Origin of the sequence: Methylobacterium cerastii, from assembly GCF_022179125.1 — a bacterium.
Taxonomy (GTDB): domain Bacteria; phylum Pseudomonadota; class Alphaproteobacteria; order Rhizobiales; family Beijerinckiaceae; genus Methylobacterium; species Methylobacterium cerastii.
This window is the reverse complement of record NZ_BPQG01000011.1, coordinates 66,115-82,270: the sequence shown is the minus strand read 5'-3', so window position 1 is coordinate 82,270 and position 16,156 is coordinate 66,115. Positions and strand designations below refer to the sequence as shown.

The following is a 16,156-nucleotide window of genomic DNA, read 5'->3' as shown; positions in this document are numbered from 1 at the left end:
TTCTAGCAGCGGGCGCGAGCGGAGGCCAGCGGATGCGCGCGGTCCGAACGGGGCTGCGCATTCACCACGCCGTCGGGACGCCTTGCGGGATGCTGCCACCAAATCGCGGCTGGTTCGTTGCCTGACCACGCGATCGGTCCGCGCCGGCGGGCGCAGGTCCGAGCCGCGGAGCACAACAGGATGGGACGTAACGCCATGAAACATCTCCTGATCGCCGCCACGCTCGCCCTCACCGCCTGCGCCGGCGCCGCGCCCGTCGAGGCACAGGGCCTCGTCGGCGGCGTCCGCCGCGGCGCGGCCGAGGGCGACCGCGTCGGCGGCCCGGTGGGCGGCATCGTCGGCGGGGCTGTCGGCGGGGCTGTCGGAACGGTCAACGGCGCGCTCGGGATCGATCCCGGCCGCCGCGCCTACCGCACCGACCTGCGCTCGCGCCGCGCCGTCCGGCATCACCGCCGCCACCGCCGCTGAAACGAGCGCGACGGCGCCGGGCCTGGCCCCGGTTCACGCCGGGCCCGGATCCTCGCTTAGGAAAATGCGACCTTTCACGGTTTCGGCCGTTGACACTTCACGAGCCCAAGGCCTGCGCGGTGTGCGGCCGGGACAGAAACCCAACCCGATCAAGGAATTCGAGACCATGAAGACACTGCTCATCGCCACGACCCTCATCCTTTCGCCGCTGGCCCTGTCGGTTGCTGCCCAGGCCCAGGGCACCGTTCGCGGCGCCGAGCGCGGCGTCGAGGACGGCAACCGCGCGGCCGGTCCGGTTGGCGGCGTGGTCGGCGGCGCCCTCGGCGCGGCGACCGGGACCGTCGGCGGCGTGCTCGGCGTCGATCCCGATCCGTCGCGCCGCGACCGCGAGGAGCGCCGAGAGGAGCGGATGGACCGCCGCGAGCGCATGGGCCGCTAAGCCCGGAGCGCGCGACGTGCGAACGGGCCGGTCACCTTCGGGTGGCCGGCCCTTTTCGTTGCGCGATCGCGTCGTGGGCGAGGAGATACAGGCCCGATCCGACGATGATCGCCGCGCCCAGCACGGTCCAGCGGTTCGGGACGTCGCCGAACAGCAGGAAGCCGAGGGTCAGCGACCACAGAAGCTGGGTGTAGAGGAACGGCGCGAGCACGTTGGCCGGCGCCCTCGCATGGGCCAGAATCAGCAGCCAGTGCCCGATCGTGCCGAACAGGCCGATCCCGACGAGCAGCGCCCACACCGTGAGCGAGGCCGGCTCGGTCCAGATCCAGGGCAGCAGCGGCGTCATCACGCCGATCCCCGCGAGACCGGAATAGACCATCGTGGTCGCAGTCGAATCGTGGGCCGCGAGTTTGCGCGTCGCCAGGATGTAGAGCGCGTAGCACAGCATGTTGCCGAGGCTGAGCAGCACCGCAGGATGCACGGTGCCGACCCCGGGACGCACGATCACCAGTACGCCGAGGAAGCCGACGGCGATCGCAGCCAGGCGTCCGCGGGACGACCACTCGCCGAGCAGCGGGCCGGCGAGCAAAGCCACGGTGAGCGGCGCCGCGAACTGGATCGATAGGGTCTCGGCGAGCTGGAGGTGGCGAAGCGCGAAGAAGTTGAGCGCCGTCGAGCCGAACAGCAGCAGCGAGCGCACCACCTGCAGGCCGAGGCGGCGGCTGCGCATCACCGTGGGCGTCGTCACCGGGTTCAGAAACACCGAGATCAGCGCCACGCTCACGAAGTAGCGCATGAAGGTGGTGAGCAGCGGGTCGACGCCGGCCCGGGCCAGCACCTTCGCCGACGCGTCGAGGCAGGCGAAGAACGCCAGCGTCCCGCACATCAGCGCGATGCCGACGAGGCGCCGCCGATCGCGTCCGGGCGCCACGTTCGCTGCGGGCATCGGGTCGGCTGGCGGCGTCGGGCCGGCAGGCATCGTTTCGTCGCGGAAAATCGTCTTGGACCTTCGGGCCGCCGGGATCGGCGAACCTTAATCGACGGCGCCGCCGGCCGGCACCCGCCCGGCCGCACGCGCGCCGTGCCGCCAGCGCGTGGCGCGAGGCCCGCCGTCGATCAAGCCCAGTCCTTGTCCCGCGAGAACGGCAGGATCGTCGCGGTCGAGGCCTGCGTCTCCGACGGTTTCGGTTTGGAGCCACCGGCCTTCGGCTTGCGGTCGAGCCACACCCGCACCCAGTGCGGGTTTCGCCGGCTCCAACCGCGTCGCGCGACCCAGGCGGGGATCGATGCCGTGCGTTCCATCCGACGTTCTCTCGCTCCACGGCCGCGGGGCCTCGGTCGTCTCACTTGAGCGAGAATGCGGACGCGCGCGATGGCTGTACGTCCCGAAGATTTGTCCCTGCGTCCACGTGTGGAGGAAGCGGCGTGTGAGAACGAGAGCGGCCCGCATCCGGGTGGATGCGGGCCGCTTCAGCGAACCTCGAAGGGCCGATGGTACCGAGCCTAGTTCTCCTCGTCGCCGGGCTCGAAGCTCTGCGGCGCGGTCTCGGCGCTGGCGACCGGGGTGGCCGCGCCGATCGTCGAGGGCACGTTCACGCCGTCGCGCTTGTAGATGTCGTCGCGGAACTGAACGAGGCCGTCCGGCGTCGCCCACGCGGTGATGTAGGTCCAGTAGACCGGCACCGGCGACGACAGCGTGGCGTCGACGCGCTTGCCGCTCTCGATCGCCTGCTCGACCTGCTCGCGGCCCCAGCCGGGCGTGTCCTTCAGCAGCCACGTGATGTACTCGCGCACGTTCTGCACGCGCACGCAGCCCGAGGAGATGAAGCGGAAGTCGTCGCCGAACACGCCCTTGGTGTTCGTGTCGTGCATGAACACGCCGTAGGGGTTCGGGATGTTGATGCGCACGATGCCCATCGAGTTGAAGTCGGCGCCCGAATCCTGGCGGTAGCGGTAGCGCGTGCCCTCGTCCGAGTTCCAGTTCACCTGCGACGGCTGGATCTCGGCCTCGCCGGTGAAGATGCGGATCTTGTTGTCGGTGAGGTAGTTCGGATCCTTCTGCATCTTGGGGATGAGGTCCTTCTTCACGATAGAAGCCGGGACCGTCCAGAAGGGGTTGAAGTTGATCTGCGTCGCCTTGGTGTTCATGATCGGCGACTGGCGGTCGATCTTGCCGACGCCGGCGGCGTGCAGCGTCACGACCTGGCCGTTCTCGACGGTCTGAACCAGCGCCGCCGGGATGTTCGTGATGACGAAGCGGTTGCCGAGGTTGCCCGAATAGGAGCGCAGGCGCACCGCGTTGATCTCGAGCTGGCGCAGGCGGATGTCGGCCGGCACGTTCATGGCCTGCTGCGTCGCCATGCTCATCGTGCCGGTCTGGCTCAAGCCGTGGCGGGCCTGGAAGCGCTTCACGCCGGCGGCGACGTAGGAATCGTACACGCCGGAATTGCCGGCCACCGGGTCGATGTCGCCGGTCACGATCAGGCGCTGACGCACCGCCCCGACGACCGGGCCGCGGGCGCCGATGCGCAGGCGGTCGGCGCCGGACACCGGCTTCCAGCCGCCGCGGGAGACGATCTCCTTATAGCGCTCGACCATCTGCTCGGTGGTGGCCACCGTCTGCGGCGACAGGATCGGAGTCGAGGAGCGCTGGACCTGCATCGCGGCGGGCGAGGCGTAGTCCTGCGCCCACTCGGCCTGGGCGTAGCCGGCTCCGGCGGCCTCACGCGCCGAGGCCGGGGCCGCGAGGGCGACGGTGCCGAGGAGCGCGAGGCTCAGGGTGGCGCGGGTGGTAGCCTGAATGAGCATCGTGGTGGCTCTGGTCCATGGATGGGCGAAGTGGAACCGGCGGTGTTCCGCCTGTTCCCTTGGGCCCAGGGTGTCCGGGTACGGTTAAGACTCCATGGCGACAGGGCTATATTGTGGCGCGCCGGTGCGAGCGCGCACATCACGAGCGCGTGCGGCCTACGCGCCACAGCGCGAACGGTGCGTTTTAGGGGAGCGGATGGGCGTCGTGCCCGACGGCCGCGTCGACGCGGTGGCGACGGATATCGGGTTCGTCAGCCTCGTCTCATGCGGCGTCGCGCTTCGGCCTTGATGTCGGGCGACATCTATCGCCGTGGCCATCCGCAGGCTTCTTCGCGAGCGCTTCGGTCTCGGCAGGCGTGAGGCGGCGCATGGGTGCGCCGTTAACGTTACCGTTGGGTTGTCCCGGCGCGACTCTCGGATCGGCGCTAGGATTGCGGCAGGGGTCGCTGAGACGCCGGACGCGTTCCGAGATGGGACGGCACCGGCTCCGGCAGCGACGCAGGAGGTAGGATGAACGGGTACGACGTCACGTTCCGGGACGAGCAGGACTGGGTCGACTTCGGCCGCACCTACGTCACCTCGGAAGCCTTCCGGACCCTGTTCCACGACGGCATGGCCCTGGTGGAGGAGACGGCCGCCTACCTCGATGGCGAAGGCCGCGATGAGTCGCGCCTGATCTCGCGGGACGCGACCTTGTCCTACGCCTCCGAGAGCATGCGCCTGACGACCCTGCTGATGCAGATCGCGTCGTGGTTGCTGGTTCAGCGCGCCGTCTCCGAGGGCGAGCTGACCGCAAGCCAGGCCCTGCAGGAGAAGAACCGGGTGCGGCTCGCCGCGACCGAGGCGCCGAAGGCCGAGAGCTTCACGCTGCTGCCGGTCCGGCTCCAGAACCTCATCCTGCGCGCGCGCCGCCTGCACGCCCGCATCCTGCACCTCGACGGGCTGATCTCGGACGACCGCCCGACGCCGGTCGCGGTCGAGAGCCCGGTCGCGGCACAGCAGAACCGCCTGCGCACGGCCTTCCCCGGCCTCCAGGCCTGACCGGCTCGGGCCGGAACGCAAAAAGGGCGGCACCGCGGTGCCGCCCTTTTCGTTTGCGCCCGGCGCGAGGCCGGGCATTCGATGACTACTTGCGGCCGACTACTTGCGGCCGACGAGGTTGCCGAAGCGCGAGGTGAAGCGCGAGACGCGGCCGCCGCGATCGAGCATCTTCTGCTCGCCGCCGGTCCAGGCCGGGTGCGTCAGCGGATCGATGTCGAGGTTCAGGGTGTCGCCGTCCTTGCCGTAGGTCGAGCGCGTCCGGTACTCGGTGCCGTCGGTCATCACGACCTTGATGAAGTGGTACTCGGGGTGCACCGTCGCGCCGGTCCTCTTCTCTTTGACGATGGGCGCGGGGGCGGAATTCGTTTGGGCCTTTACGGCCGGGCTCTTTGCCATGACGTGTCGTCCTCGACGGTGCACGAACTCCGGGAGCGCGGAGGGCGCGCCCGTAAGATCCGTGGGTTGAAACTCTGTGATCGGGCCGTTGCCACGAACCTCACGTTCGTGCGAACCGCTCATGCGATGCCGACGGCCCGTCTTGGCGGCCCGCGGCCATTGCACACGCGCAATCGGAAGAAGGCGCGCGTATACCGCAGGCTCCGACCGCTCACAAGCACGCTTGTGGCGCGGACGAGGGACGAAACACCAGAGGCGTGATGGCCCGCAAGAAGAACCCGCCCGCCGAGGGTCGCGACAAGGCGCCGTTAAGTTCGCTCCGGCCGCTGATCCCCTTCGCGGCGGCCTATCGCGGGCGGATCGTCGCCGCCTTCCTGTCGCTGCTGGCGGCGTCCGGCGCGACGCTGACGGTGCCGATCGCCATGCGCCGGGTGATCGACCACGGTTTCTCGCCCGAGGGCGAGAGCATGATCAACGCCTACTTCCTGGCGCTGCTCGGCGTCGTCGCGGTGCTCGCCCTGTCGAGCGCCGCCCGGTACTACACCGTGGTGACCCTGGGCGAGCGGGTGGTGGCGAACCTCCGCAGCGCCGTGTTCCGGCAGCTGACGCTCCTCGACCCGGCCTTCTTCGACAAGACGCAGTCCGGCGAGATCGTCTCGCGGCTCACCGCCGACGCGACGCAGGTCAAGGCGGTGTTCGGCGTCTCGATCTCGATCCTGCTGCGCAACCTGTTCCTGTTCGTCGGCGCCGTCGCGATGATGGTGATCACCAGCCCGCGGCTCTCGGTGCTGGTGCTGGTGGCGATCCCGCTGATCGTGTTCCCGCTGATCGTCTCCGGCCGCGGCGTACGCCGCCGCTCGCGCGCCGCCCAGGACCGCCTCGCCGACGCCTCGGCCTACGCCGCCGAGGCCGTCGGCGCGGTGCGCACGATGCAGGCCTTCGGGATGGGCGCGGCCACCGCCGACCGCTTCGCCCAGGCCTCCGAGAACGCCTACTCCGCGGCCGGCGAATCGATCCGCGCCCGCGCGCTGCTCACGGGCGTTGCGATCTTCCTGATCTCGGCCTCCGTCGTCGGGGTGATGTGGTACGGGGCCCAAGGGGTGCTCGCCCACACCATGAGCGCCGGGCAGCTGTCGCAGTTCGTGCTGTACGCGGTGTTCGGCGCGAGCGCGCTCGGCCAGCTCTCGGAGGTCTACGGCGAGCTCGCCCAAGCCGCGGGTGCTGCCGAACGCCTCGGCGAGATCCTGGCCGCCGTGCCGGCGATCAAGCCGCCGGCCGACCCGGTGCCGATGCCGGTGCCGGCCCGCGGCGCCGTCACCTTCGAGGCGGTGCGCTTCGCCTACCCGACCCGCGACACCACCGCGGCCCTCGACGGCTTCGCCTTCGCTGCGGCGCCGGGCGAGCGCATCGCTATCGTCGGTCCTTCGGGGGCCGGCAAGAGCACGGTGCTGCAGCTGCTGTTGCGCTTCTACGATCCGCAATCCGGTCGGGTGCTGGTGGATGGCGTCGACATCGCCCGCGTCGACCCGGAGGCCCTGCGCGCCCGCATGTCGCTGGTGCCGCAGGACCCCACGGTGTTCTCGGGCTCGGTCGCCGAGAACATCCGCTACGGCCGCCCGCATGCGAGCGACGCAGAGGTGCAGCGCGCCGCCGAGCTGGCGCATGCCGACGGCTTCATCCGCGCCCTGCCCCAGGGCTACGGCACACCGGTGGGCGAGCGCGGCGTGACGCTGTCCGGTGGCCAGCGCCAGCGCGTCGCCATCGCCCGCGCGATCCTCAAGGATGCGCCGATCCTGCTCCTCGACGAGGCGACCTCGGCGCTGGACGCCGAGAGCGAGCGCGCGGTGCAGTCGGCGCTGGACGGGCTGATGCGCGGGCGCACGACCCTGGTCATCGCCCACCGCCTCGCCACCATCCGCGCCGCCGACCGCATCCTCGTCCTCGACGAGGGCCGCATCGTCGAGGAAGGCACCCACGAGAGCCTGCTCGCCCAGGGCGCGCTCTACGCGCAGCTCGCCGCGCTTCAGTTCACCGACGCGCTCGACGAGACTGCGCGGGGCAAGGAGCCGCGGGTGCGCGGGGTGAGCGTCTCAGCCGGCGAGTAGCGCCTTCGCCGAGGCGCCCTTCGAGCGTTCGCCCCGGGGGCTTTCCCGGTTCGTCGCGGCGACGCGATGCGCTAGATCGATGGCATGAGCCTCGACCTCGACCGCTTCCCGCGCCTTGCGCTGGTCCCGCATCCGACGCCGATCCAGCCGCTCAACGGGCTCTCGTCGGCCCTCGGCGCGGCGCTGAACGGCGTCCGCCTCTTCATGAAGCGCGACGACATCGCGTATGTCGGCGGGGGCGGCAACAAACTCAGGAAGCTCGAGTTCCTGCTGGGGGCCGCGCGCTCCGATGGCGCCGACACCGTCATCACGGTCGGCGCTCTGCAATCCAACCATGCGCGCCTGACGGCCGCGGCGGCCGCGCGTGAAAACTTCGCCTGCGAGCTTTTCCTCACGCGCACCGTCCCACGGACCGACCCGGACTACACCGGCAACGGCAACCGCTTCCTCGACGACCTGTTCGGCGCCAGCGTCCACGAGTTGGCCGGCGACGCCGATTCCCTGGCGGCAGCCGAGGCTCGCGCCGCTGCGTTGCGGGCAGAGGGCCGGCGCGTCCAGGTGTTCCCGTCGGGTGGATCGAGCGCGGTCGGCAGCCTTGGCTACGCGGCGTGCGCCGAGGAGATCGTCGCGCAATCCGAGGCGATGGGTGTCACCTTCGCCCACATCATCACCGCCAACGGCAGCGCGGGGACCCATGCCGGCCTCGCCGCCGGGCTATTCGCGATGGGGCGCGACCCGAAGCTTGCGAAATCCTATGCTGTGCTGGCGACGCAGGGGCAGGCCGAGGCCGAGACGCTGGCCAAGGCCAACGCAACCCTGGCGCTGCTCAAGCCCGGCGCGACGCTGGACCCGTCCGACGTCGTGGTCGATGGCAGCCATCGCGGTCCGGGCTACGGCATCCCGACCGACGCGATGCGCGAGGCCGTCCGGCTGATCGCACGCACCGAAGGCGTGCTGCTCGATCCGGTCTACAGCGGCAAGGCCTTCGCCGGGCTGCTGCACGACATCCGGGCGGGTCACTACCGGCCGGGCGATGCGGTCCTGTTCCTGATGACCGGTGGCGTGCCGGGGCTATTCGCCTCTCCGAGCGCGTTCGCCGAGGGCTGAGCGACCGTCAGCGCTCGGTCAGCTTCATCTCGATGCGCCGGTTCTTGGCGTAAGCTTCCTCGGTTGTGCCGGCATCGAGCGGCTGGAACTCGCCGAAGGCGCCGGCGAGCAGCCGCTGCGGCGGCAGCCCCTTGCTGGCGAGGTACTGGACCACGGCGATGGCGCGCGCGGCCGAGAGCGACCAATTCGAGGGGAATTGCGCACTCGCGATGGGCCGCGCATCGGTGTGGCCGTCGATGCGCAGGACCCAGGGCAGGTCGGAGGGGATCTGCTTGGCGAGGTCGAGGATCGCCCCGGCGATCCGATCGAGCTCCGGGCTGGCCTCCGGCTTGAGCGAGGCGGAGCCCGCCGGGAACAGCACCTCGGATTGCAGCACGAAGCGGTCGCCGACGACGCGGATGTCGGTGCGGTTGCCGAGGATCTGGCGCAGGCGCCCGAAGAAGTCCGAGCGGTAGCGCGCGAGCTCCTGCACCTTCTGCGCGAGCGCGACGTTCAGCCGGCTGCCGAGGTCGGCGATCCGGGCTTGGCTCTCGCGGTCCCGGCTTTCCGAGGCTGCCAGCGCATCCTCCAGGGCTGCGAGCTGGCGCCGCATCGCGCCGATCTGGTCGTTGAGCATGTCGATCTGCGACTGCGCCCGGCCGGCGGCGCTCCGCTCGGCCTGTAGCTGCTTGTCGAGGTCGCCCGCCTGGCCGCGATGCGCGGCGGATGCAGCGGCGTCGGCGCGGGCACGGTCGCGCTCGGCCTCGGCGGCGAGCAGGGTGTTACGCAACGCCTGCGCCGTCTCCTCCTGGCCGCGCCGGTTCGAGCGCTCCAGCGCCAGGAGGTCGGTGAGGTCGACGATCTGGCGGTTGAGCTTGGCCAGCACGGTGTCGCGCCCGGTCAGTTCCTGCGACAGGAAGAACTGGCCGACGACGAAGATCGTCAGCAGGAACACCACCGACAGCAGCAGCGTCGCCAGCGCGTCGACGTAGCCCGGCCAGACGTTGACGCTGCGGTCGCGGCGGACGAGACGAGAGGCCATCAGGCCCGCTCGCGTCCGAGCCGGTCGAGCACCTGCTTCATCTCGCGCTCGCGGCCGGCCTGGGCCTCGACCCAGTCGCGGATCATCTGCTGCTCCGCGCGCATGTGCTGGACGAGGCCCTGGATGCCCTCGGCGAGGTTGGTCATCGCCTGGGTCGCCGCGCGCCCGTTCGCGCCTTCCGAGACGACGGCGGTGAGCCGCTCGACCGCTTCCTTCAGCGCCTCGGCCGCCGCTGGTTCCTGGTGCGCCTGGACGAGGGCGGGTGCGGCCGCCCCCTCGCCCGAGACCAGCCAATCCTCCAGCTCGTTGTGGAAGCGGGCGTGGGCCTGCCCCGCCTGCAGGTCGAGGAAGCCGGTGATCAGCGAGCTCGCCAGGCCGAACAGCGACGCCGAGAACGCCAGCCCGATGCCGCTCAAGGGGACGGCGAGCCCGTTCTTCAGCTCGTCGAACATCACGCTGGCTTCGCCGCCGCCGCGCATCGACTTGATCACCGAGCCGACCGCGGAGAGCGTGTCGATCAGGCCCCAGAACGTGCCGAGCAAACCGAGCAGGATCAGGATGCCGGCGATGTAGCGCAGGATGTCCCGGCCCTCGTCGAGGCGCGCGGCGACGGTGTCGAGGAACGGGCGGACGCCGGGAAGCGTCGCGCCTTCGCGCCGGGCCTGGATCGCCGGCACCAGCGGGACGACGAGGCTCGGCGGGCGCTTGGCCGCCTCGCCGGACGCGACGGCGTTGACGTAGGACGCCTCGCGGTAGAGCCGGATCACCTGCCCGAAGGCGAGCAGCACCGCGATCAGCAGCACGCCGAGGATCAGTCCGTTCAGGCCCGGGTTGGCCTGGAAGGCGGGGGTGATCTGCCGGAACAGGATGAAGGCGAGGAAGCCGACCAGAATCAGGAAGACCAGCATCCGGACCAGGTAGATGCCCGGCTTCGCGATCGGCCTCGTGGTCGGCCCCTCCGCCCTTGGGGCGGCGGGAAACGCGGTGTCGGAACGGGCGGCCATCGGTCGCGACTCTTCGGCAGGTGACGCGAGGGGAAAGGTGGCGCGAGGCCGTCTCCCGAAGATGATCGGCGGCCTCGATCGAACAGGCCGGCACTGTGGCGTCAGCCTCCGGTGCGATCAAGCCGCGCGACTGTCGTTCCCGGCGTTCGAAGCCGCTAATCCCAGTCCCGAGGCCAGGTTTCCTCAAGGTGAGGCCCGAGGCGCACGGCCGAGACCCGCACGGAGAGGCCGGCGGCGTTGGTCTCCACGGCGATGCCGCAGAGCGTCCCCTCCCCTTGCGCCGTCTCCAGGCGGGCGCCCGGCGTCTTCTGCAGGAAGCGGCGCAGCGGCTCCTCCTTCTGCATGCCGAGCACCGAATCGTAGTCGCCGCACATCCCGGCATCCGTCAGGTAGGCCGTGCCGCCGGGAAGGATGCGGTGGTCGCCGGTGGGCACGTGGGTGTGGGTGCCGACGACGAGGCTGGCGCGGCCGTCGAGGAACACGCCGAAGGCCTGCTTCTCGCTCGTGGCCTCGGCATGCACGTCGACGATCACGGCGTCGGCGGCCTCGCCGAGCGGGCAGGCGGACAACTCGCGTTCGACTGCGGCGAAGGGGTCGTCGAGCGCGTCGATGAACAGCCGCCCCATCACGTTGACGACGAGGATGCGGGCGCCGGCGCGGGTCTCGACGATGGTCGCGCCGCGGCCCGGCGTGCCGGGCGGGTAGTTCGCCGGCCGCACGAGCTTGGGCTGCCGGGCGATGAAGACCAAGGCCTCGCGCTGGTCGAAGGAGTGGTTGCCGAGCGTCACCGCGTCGGCGCCGGCCCCGAGAATTTCGTCGCAGATCGATTCGGTGATGCCGAACCCGCCGGCCGCATTCTCGCCGTTGACGACGACGCAATCGAGCCGCCAGCGCTCTCGAAGGGACGGAAGCCGGTCGGTGACGGCCTTCCGGCCGGGGCGCCCGACCACGTCGCCGAGGAAGAGAAGGCGCATCGTCAGAGGTCTTTGCTCAAGGGAACGAAGCCGGCCTCGGTGACGAGGTGGTCGAGGGGGCGGTCGTGCGGCTCGGCCGGGACCCGGTCGATCTCCTGGACCGCGAAGGCGATGCCGACGGTGAGCACCGGCCCGTTCCGCGAGAGCCGGGCGATCGCTTGGTCGTAGTAGCCGCGGCCGTAGCCGATGCGCTGGCCGCGCCGGTCGAAGGCCGCCAGCGGCAAGATCAGGGCGGTGGGGTCGAGGGCCGGCAGGTCGTCGCGCGGTTCGCTGAGGCCGAAGCGGCCGGCGACCAACGCCTCGCCGGCGCGCCACTCGCGGAACACCAGCCCGTCCGGCGTCACCTTCGGCAGGGCGACCCGCTGCCCGCGGGCGAAGAACCGCTCGATCAGCGGGCGCGGATCGACCTCGCTGCGGATCGGCCAGAACGCGCCGACGAGGGCGGCGTCGGCGAGGCCGTCGACCGCCAGAACGTGCTCGGCGATCGCGAGCGATCCGGCGCGCCGGGCATCCGGGTCGAGGGCGTCGCGCCGGGCGAGGGCTTGACCGCGCAGGGCGGCCTTGTCGGAGGAAGTCGAGTGCGGAGCCACGTGAGCCGTTGGAGGATCGATCCCGGGAAACCTACAGTGTAGGTGGGCGCCGTGTTGACCAAGTCCAGGGACGAGGCCAGGGACAGCTCCCGGGGGAGTCGATAAGGCCCCGGGGAAAGTGCTCCTGACGGACTCTGCAGCCCCGCACAACCCATGTAGCGGTGCGACCCCCGTCGCGCCAGGGGTCGGCGGCGCCGGCTCCTGCGATTTCAGCGGCCGAGCATCGTGCGCAGCCGCGGCGAGCGCGCCGAGCCGTCGATGCATTCCAGCCTCGCGGACCGGTTCAGGGTGTGGAGGCGCGTGCCGGGCCAGGCTGGGCCGGCGGTGAGCCGGGTCTCGACCGTCTGCGCGTAGCCGTCGGCGTCCAGGCGGTCGATCCGCGCGAGCGCGAGGGCGCGGCCGTAGCCCTCGGTGCAATCCTGGATCGGCCGGATCAGCGCGCCGCCGCGCGCGACGATGCGTCCGGCCGGACGCGCCGAGGCGACGTCCACCAGCACCGGGTTGTGTGCGTGCGGCGTCCAAGGCCCGCGGAAATCCGGGGCCGACCAGAGGTGGAGCGCATCCGAGTAAGAGCCGCTGCCGAGCGCCGCCCCGAGCGGCGCGTCGCGGACCGTCGCGAACATCCACCACAGGCCGTCGTGCTCGACGAGCGTCGCGTCGCTGGCCACCACTCCGGATACCAGCGTCGCCTCCTTCACCCAACCGCCGGGGAAGGCGGTGGCGCGGTAGAGCTCGATCGTGCCGGCGCTGCCGGTCTCGGGCACCATCCAGGCCTCGCCGTCGCGCACGAAGACGAACGGGTAGGACAGGTGATGCGCCTCCTCCAGCACCGGCACCGGCACGCCGATCGGCCCATCGGACCCGACCCGAACCGCCGAGACGATGCCCTTGGCCAGCGCGTGAACGTAGTCCTCGACGAACAGCCAGGTCTCGCCGCGATGGTCGAGGGGGAACGGGTCGGCGTAGAAGCGCCGGCCGTCGTCGGGCAGCGTGGTCCAGCCGGCGTCGGGGTGGCGGCGCAGGTCGATCACATCCGGCCCGCCGGCGAGCCGGCGCCAGCCGACCCGCCAGTGCGGGGCATGGTAGCAAAGGTGATACAGCCGCTGCGCGATCGCGTGGGCGAGGATGCGCCCGGTCCGCGCCAGGATCTCGCGGGCGGGAAGCTCGGCCGGCGGCGCGTCGGCGTCGGCTCGGATGGGGCTCGGCTCGCGGCGCCCGGCGACGGCGGCCGACAGCAGCGACACCGTGCGGAACAGCGCGTCGTCGAAGGAAGTCAACATCACGCCGCGACGCTCGGTGCCGGTGCGGCCCGACGCGACAACCCGGCTTCCGTCCGAAAATGCGATCCCCGGTGCCCGCCCGTCCAGCAGGCTGGCGAGGAGGCCCGCCTCGCCGGCGCAACCGTCGAAGGTCAGCCGCCAGATCGCATCGGCCGCCTCGGATTCGACGTCGCCGCAGAGGTCGAGGATCAGGTCCGGGCGGGCGCGCCCCGCCTGCGGCCAAGCCGACAGGTCGGCGGGCGCCGAGGCGCCCGAGCGCGGCAGGCGGTGGATCAGCGATTCCAGGGAGAACAGCAGGTCGGCGTTGGCAGGCCATACGTCCGACCCGGGACGGGCATCGATCTCGATCGCCTCGACGCCGGGCAGGCCGGCGACCCGGCGGAGCAGCTGCGCCTGCCAAAGCCGCGGCCTCCGACCATCGAGACGCAACCTCAGACGCATGCCGCCGACCGATCTTTCTGAGACATGCCCTCGAACGCAGCGTGGGCGCTGGGCGGGATCGGCGTCCAGCGCCAATCCCGGATGCCCGACGCGACCCGCCATCGCGATCTATCACTAATTTTGTAACCGAGACGATAACCGGAAAAACAGAGCGGGCGGCTGATCTAGATTAACCCTCGCCGCAAGAATCGATCCCAGAAGCTGCGCCCCTACGCAGTCTTGAGGGATTTTCATTCACTTGCGCGCAACTTGCACTGTCAGGTCGCACGTCCATAAAAACGACCCCATTCGAGACGACGGTGTCCGACGGTGGAACAGCTGAACAGAAACCTCGCCGTCTCGGCCTGGATGGAGCCGATGGTGCCCGAGCGCGCCGCGCCGTCCAAGCCGGAGACGACGGCCGAGCTCGGCGACCTGTGGCGCATCCTCGCCCGACGCTGGAAGATGATCCTCGGCACGGCCGCCGTCCTGGGCCTGGCGGCGCTGGCCTACGCCGTCGTGACGCCCTCTCTCTATACCGCGACCGCGCAGCTCCTGATCGACCCGAGGGACCGCATGGTCGTGACCAACGACATCAACCCCGGCGCGCTCGCGCCCGACGGCGGCGTGACGCAGGTCGAGAGCCAAGTCCGCGTGATCGAATCCGACACCGTTCTGTCGCGCGCCATCGCCGAGACCGGGCTCGACAAGGATCCCGAGTTCGGCGCGGCCAAGGGCGGAGCCGTCGCGGGCGCCGTTCGCTCCCTGCGCGAGCTCGTCACCGGGCCGCAGCCCGAACGCCTGGTCGACGCCCGCGGCCAGTCCCTCGACCGGCTCCGGCGCAAGCTCGCTGTGAAGCGCGCCGACAAGGTCTTCGTCGTCGACGTCATCGTCACGACCACCGACCCGGACAAGTCGGCCCGGATCGTCAACGCCATCGCCAAATCCTACCTCTCCGACCAGAGCGAGGCCCGGGCCGAGGGTGCCAAGCGCGCGGCGGGCGAGCTGCGCGGCCGCCTCGACGACCTGCGCGCTGCCGTCAACCAGGCCGACATGCGGCTCGAGGACTACAAGGCGAAGAACGGGCTGATCGCATCGAGCGGGCGCCTCGTCGGCGAGCAGCAGCTCACCGACAGCAACGCCCGCGTCGTCGCGGCCCGCACCCGCACGGCCGAGGCCCGCGCCCGCCTGCAGGGCGTCAAGGATGCCCGCGGCCGGCCCTTCGCCGCCGGCGCGACGCCGGAGGCGATCCAATCCTCGGTGATCGACCGCCTGCGCGGCCAGTACGCCGAGCTCGCGAGCAAGGAGGCGGACCTGCGCACCAACCTCGGCGAGCGGCACCCCTTCATCGCCGCGACCCGGGCGCAGATGCAGGACGTGAAGCAGCTGATCGACAGCGAACTCGGGCGCATCGCGCAAGCCGCGGAAGCCGAATACCAGCGGGCGCAGGCCAACGAGCGCACGCTCACCGCGGACCTCGAGAAGCTCCAGAAGCAATCCGCCGTCAGCGCGCAGTCGAGCATCCGCCTGCGCGAGCTGGAGCGCGACGTGGAAGCGAGTCGCTCGGTCTACAACAACTTCCTGGTGCGCTCGCGCGAGCTGAAGGAGCAGACCGGGATCGATACCACCAACGCCCGCGTCATCACCTGGGCGCGGCCGCCCGCCGATTCCTCGTGGCCGCCGCGGCTGTTCCTGGTGCTCGCCGCCTCGCTTGCGGGCCTCGGCCTCGGCACCGGCTTCGCCCTGGTGCGGGAATATGCCGAGCCGACGGTGCTGTCGCAGCGCCAGCTCGAACGCCTTTCGAACGCTCCGGTGGTCGCGACCCTGCCGCGCCTGCGCCGGGGGGGCGACGGCGCCAGCGCGTCGGCGGCGGGCTTCACCCTCGACCACCTGCACGAATCCGCCGACGGCGGCCGCTCGATCAGCATCCTCGTCACCTCCGGCGAGGCGGAGGACGCCGACCGCAAGGCGGTGATCGACCTGCTCGCCTCCGTCGCCGTCGCCCGCGGCGAGCGCGTGTTGATCGTCGACGCCGACATGCGCATCGATGATTCGCAGGTCGGCGGCCTCCTCGACGTCTTGCGCGGCGAGCAGAGCCTGAACGCCGTCGCCCGCCTCGACCCGGCCACGGGCGCGCGCCGGATCGGCATGGGCGACGCGCAGAAGCCGGTGCGCGACGCGTTCCTGCGCACCAACGTCGAGCGTTTCCTCGCCGGGGTGAAGGGGCGCTACGAGCTGGTGATCCTCGATGGCGGCGTGCTCTCCGAGAACCTGCGGATCGGGCCGGTCGCGGCCGCGGCGGACCGCCTGCTGCTGATCGTGCGCAACGGCGCCACCCGCCAGCGCGACCTCCTGAACCTCGTCGGCACGTCGGAAGCCCTCGGTCGGCCGGTCTCGGGCTCGCTCCTGCTCGATGCCCGCGCGGCGAGCTGAGGCGGCACCCGTGACCCGGGCCTGTCGCTCCGCGGCGACAGCCGGCTCCGTGCGCCGGACGCCGCAAGCG

The 16,156-nt window shown here is 71.1% G+C and carries 15 protein-coding genes and 1 other RNA gene; 6 read left to right on the top strand and 10 right to left on the bottom strand.

The window, feature by feature from the left end; translation table 11 throughout:
- Window positions 1-195 precede the first annotated feature (195 nt).
- Complete coding sequence (locus tag MFF13_RS06000) at window positions 196-468, top strand: hypothetical protein (RefSeq protein WP_238271379.1); 273 nt, start codon at window positions 196-198, stop codon at window positions 466-468.
- Window positions 469-634: 166 nt separating this feature from the next.
- Window positions 635-907 (top strand): hypothetical protein, encoded by a 273-nt coding sequence (locus MFF13_RS05995; RefSeq protein ID WP_147753150.1) that lies wholly within the window; start codon window positions 635-637, stop codon window positions 905-907.
- Window positions 908-938: 31 nt separating this feature from the next.
- Here the strand turns inward: MFF13_RS05995 and MFF13_RS05990 are convergent, their stop codons facing one another.
- The 3 genes from MFF13_RS05990 to MFF13_RS05980 form a co-directional block, all read right to left on the bottom strand.
- On the bottom strand, window positions 939-1,853 hold the full coding sequence (locus tag MFF13_RS05990) for a DMT family transporter (RefSeq protein WP_238271377.1): 915 nt from the start codon (window positions 1,851-1,853) through the stop codon (window positions 939-941).
- 170 nt (window positions 1,854-2,023) lie between these two features.
- A complete protein-coding gene (locus MFF13_RS05985) occupies window positions 2,024-2,209 on the bottom strand; it encodes a hypothetical protein (protein WP_147761546.1) in 186 nt (61 codons plus the stop codon).
- Window positions 2,210-2,410: 201 nt separating this feature from the next.
- A complete protein-coding gene (locus tag MFF13_RS05980) occupies window positions 2,411-3,715 on the bottom strand; it encodes a L,D-transpeptidase family protein (protein WP_147761545.1) in 1,305 nt (434 codons plus the stop codon).
- Between the two features lie 510 nt (window positions 3,716-4,225).
- Between MFF13_RS05980 and rcdA the strand changes: the two genes are divergently transcribed.
- Window positions 4,226-4,756: a protease adaptor protein RcdA gene (rcdA, locus tag MFF13_RS05975; protein ID WP_147753154.1), complete on the top strand. Its 531-nt coding sequence runs from the start codon at window positions 4,226-4,228 to the stop codon at window positions 4,754-4,756.
- A gap of 99 nt (window positions 4,757-4,855) precedes the next feature.
- On the opposite strand, the gene rpmE is transcribed toward rcdA, so the two are convergent.
- Window positions 4,856-5,101 carry a 50S ribosomal protein L31 gene (rpmE, locus tag MFF13_RS05970; protein ID WP_147753167.1) on the bottom strand — a complete coding sequence of 82 codons (246 nt, stop codon included), beginning with the start codon at window positions 5,099-5,101 and terminating at the stop codon, window positions 4,856-4,858.
- A 311-nt stretch (window positions 5,102-5,412) separates the two neighbouring features.
- On the opposite strand from rpmE, the gene MFF13_RS05965 reads away from it, so the two are divergent.
- Window positions 5,413-7,257, top strand: coding sequence for an ABC transporter transmembrane domain-containing protein (locus tag MFF13_RS05965; RefSeq protein ID WP_147753155.1), 1,845 nt, complete (start codon window positions 5,413-5,415; stop codon window positions 7,255-7,257).
- An 84-nt stretch (window positions 7,258-7,341) separates the two neighbouring features.
- Complete coding sequence (locus MFF13_RS05960; RefSeq protein ID WP_238271375.1) at window positions 7,342-8,364, top strand: D-cysteine desulfhydrase family protein; 1,023 nt, start codon at window positions 7,342-7,344, stop codon at window positions 8,362-8,364.
- A gap of 7 nt (window positions 8,365-8,371) precedes the next feature.
- On the opposite strand, the gene MFF13_RS05955 is transcribed toward MFF13_RS05960, so the two are convergent.
- From MFF13_RS05955 to MFF13_RS05930, 6 genes are all read right to left on the bottom strand, one after another.
- Window positions 8,372-9,385, bottom strand: coding sequence for a peptidoglycan -binding protein (locus MFF13_RS05955; RefSeq protein WP_147828180.1), 1,014 nt, complete (start codon window positions 9,383-9,385; stop codon window positions 8,372-8,374).
- Window positions 9,385-10,389, bottom strand: a complete 1,005-nt coding sequence (locus tag MFF13_RS05950; protein WP_147828179.1) for a MotA/TolQ/ExbB proton channel family protein — start codon at window positions 10,387-10,389, stop codon at window positions 9,385-9,387. Before MFF13_RS05950 ends, MFF13_RS05955 begins: the two co-directional genes overlap by 1 nt.
- A gap of 155 nt (window positions 10,390-10,544) precedes the next feature.
- The gene (locus tag MFF13_RS05945) at window positions 10,545-11,363 is read right to left on the bottom strand and encodes a TIGR00282 family metallophosphoesterase (RefSeq protein ID WP_147828178.1); all 819 of its coding nucleotides are present in this window, start codon (window positions 11,361-11,363) and stop codon (window positions 10,545-10,547) included.
- Between the two features lie 2 nt (window positions 11,364-11,365).
- Complete coding sequence (locus tag MFF13_RS05940) at window positions 11,366-11,953, bottom strand: 5-formyltetrahydrofolate cyclo-ligase (protein WP_147828177.1); 588 nt, start codon at window positions 11,951-11,953, stop codon at window positions 11,366-11,368.
- Window positions 11,943-12,099, bottom strand: a non-coding RNA gene (gene ssrS / locus MFF13_RS05935) — 6S RNA. Before ssrS ends, MFF13_RS05940 begins: the two co-directional genes overlap by 11 nt.
- Window positions 12,100-12,162: 63 nt before the next feature.
- Window positions 12,163-13,674, bottom strand: a complete 1,512-nt coding sequence (locus MFF13_RS05930; RefSeq protein ID WP_147828176.1) for a glucosamine inositolphosphorylceramide transferase family protein — start codon at window positions 13,672-13,674, stop codon at window positions 12,163-12,165.
- Window positions 13,675-13,983: 309 nt separating this feature from the next.
- Here MFF13_RS05930 and MFF13_RS05925 point away from each other — a divergent pair, with 309 nt between their 5' ends.
- Window positions 13,984-16,086, top strand: coding sequence for a GumC family protein (locus tag MFF13_RS05925; protein ID WP_147828175.1), 2,103 nt, complete (start codon window positions 13,984-13,986; stop codon window positions 16,084-16,086).
- Window positions 16,087-16,156: the final 70 nt, after the last annotated feature.

Coding starts and splice junctions, on each gene's coding strand:
- MFF13_RS06000 (WP_238271379.1), top strand. CDS start 196: ATGAAACATCTCCTGATCGCCGCCACGCTCGCCCTCACCGCCTGCGCC.
- MFF13_RS05995 (WP_147753150.1), top strand. CDS start 635: ATGAAGACACTGCTCATCGCCACGACCCTCATCCTTTCGCCGCTGGCC.
- MFF13_RS05990 (WP_238271377.1), bottom strand. CDS start 1,853: ATGCCCGCAGCGAACGTGGCGCCCGGACGCGATCGGCGGCGCCTCGTC.
- MFF13_RS05985 (WP_147761546.1), bottom strand. CDS start 2,209: ATGGAACGCACGGCATCGATCCCCGCCTGGGTCGCGCGACGCGGTTGG.
- MFF13_RS05980 (WP_147761545.1), bottom strand. CDS start 3,715: ATGCTCATTCAGGCTACCACCCGCGCCACCCTGAGCCTCGCGCTCCTC.
- rcdA (WP_147753154.1), top strand. CDS start 4,226: ATGAACGGGTACGACGTCACGTTCCGGGACGAGCAGGACTGGGTCGAC.
- MFF13_RS05965 (WP_147753155.1), top strand. CDS start 5,413: ATGGCCCGCAAGAAGAACCCGCCCGCCGAGGGTCGCGACAAGGCGCCG.
- MFF13_RS05960 (WP_238271375.1), top strand. CDS start 7,342: ATGAGCCTCGACCTCGACCGCTTCCCGCGCCTTGCGCTGGTCCCGCAT.
- MFF13_RS05955 (WP_147828180.1), bottom strand. CDS start 9,385: ATGGCCTCTCGTCTCGTCCGCCGCGACCGCAGCGTCAACGTCTGGCCG.
- MFF13_RS05950 (WP_147828179.1), bottom strand. CDS start 10,389: ATGGCCGCCCGTTCCGACACCGCGTTTCCCGCCGCCCCAAGGGCGGAG.
- MFF13_RS05945 (WP_147828178.1), bottom strand. CDS start 11,363: ATGCGCCTTCTCTTCCTCGGCGACGTGGTCGGGCGCCCCGGCCGGAAG.
- MFF13_RS05930 (WP_147828176.1), bottom strand. CDS start 13,674: ATGCGTCTGAGGTTGCGTCTCGATGGTCGGAGGCCGCGGCTTTGGCAG.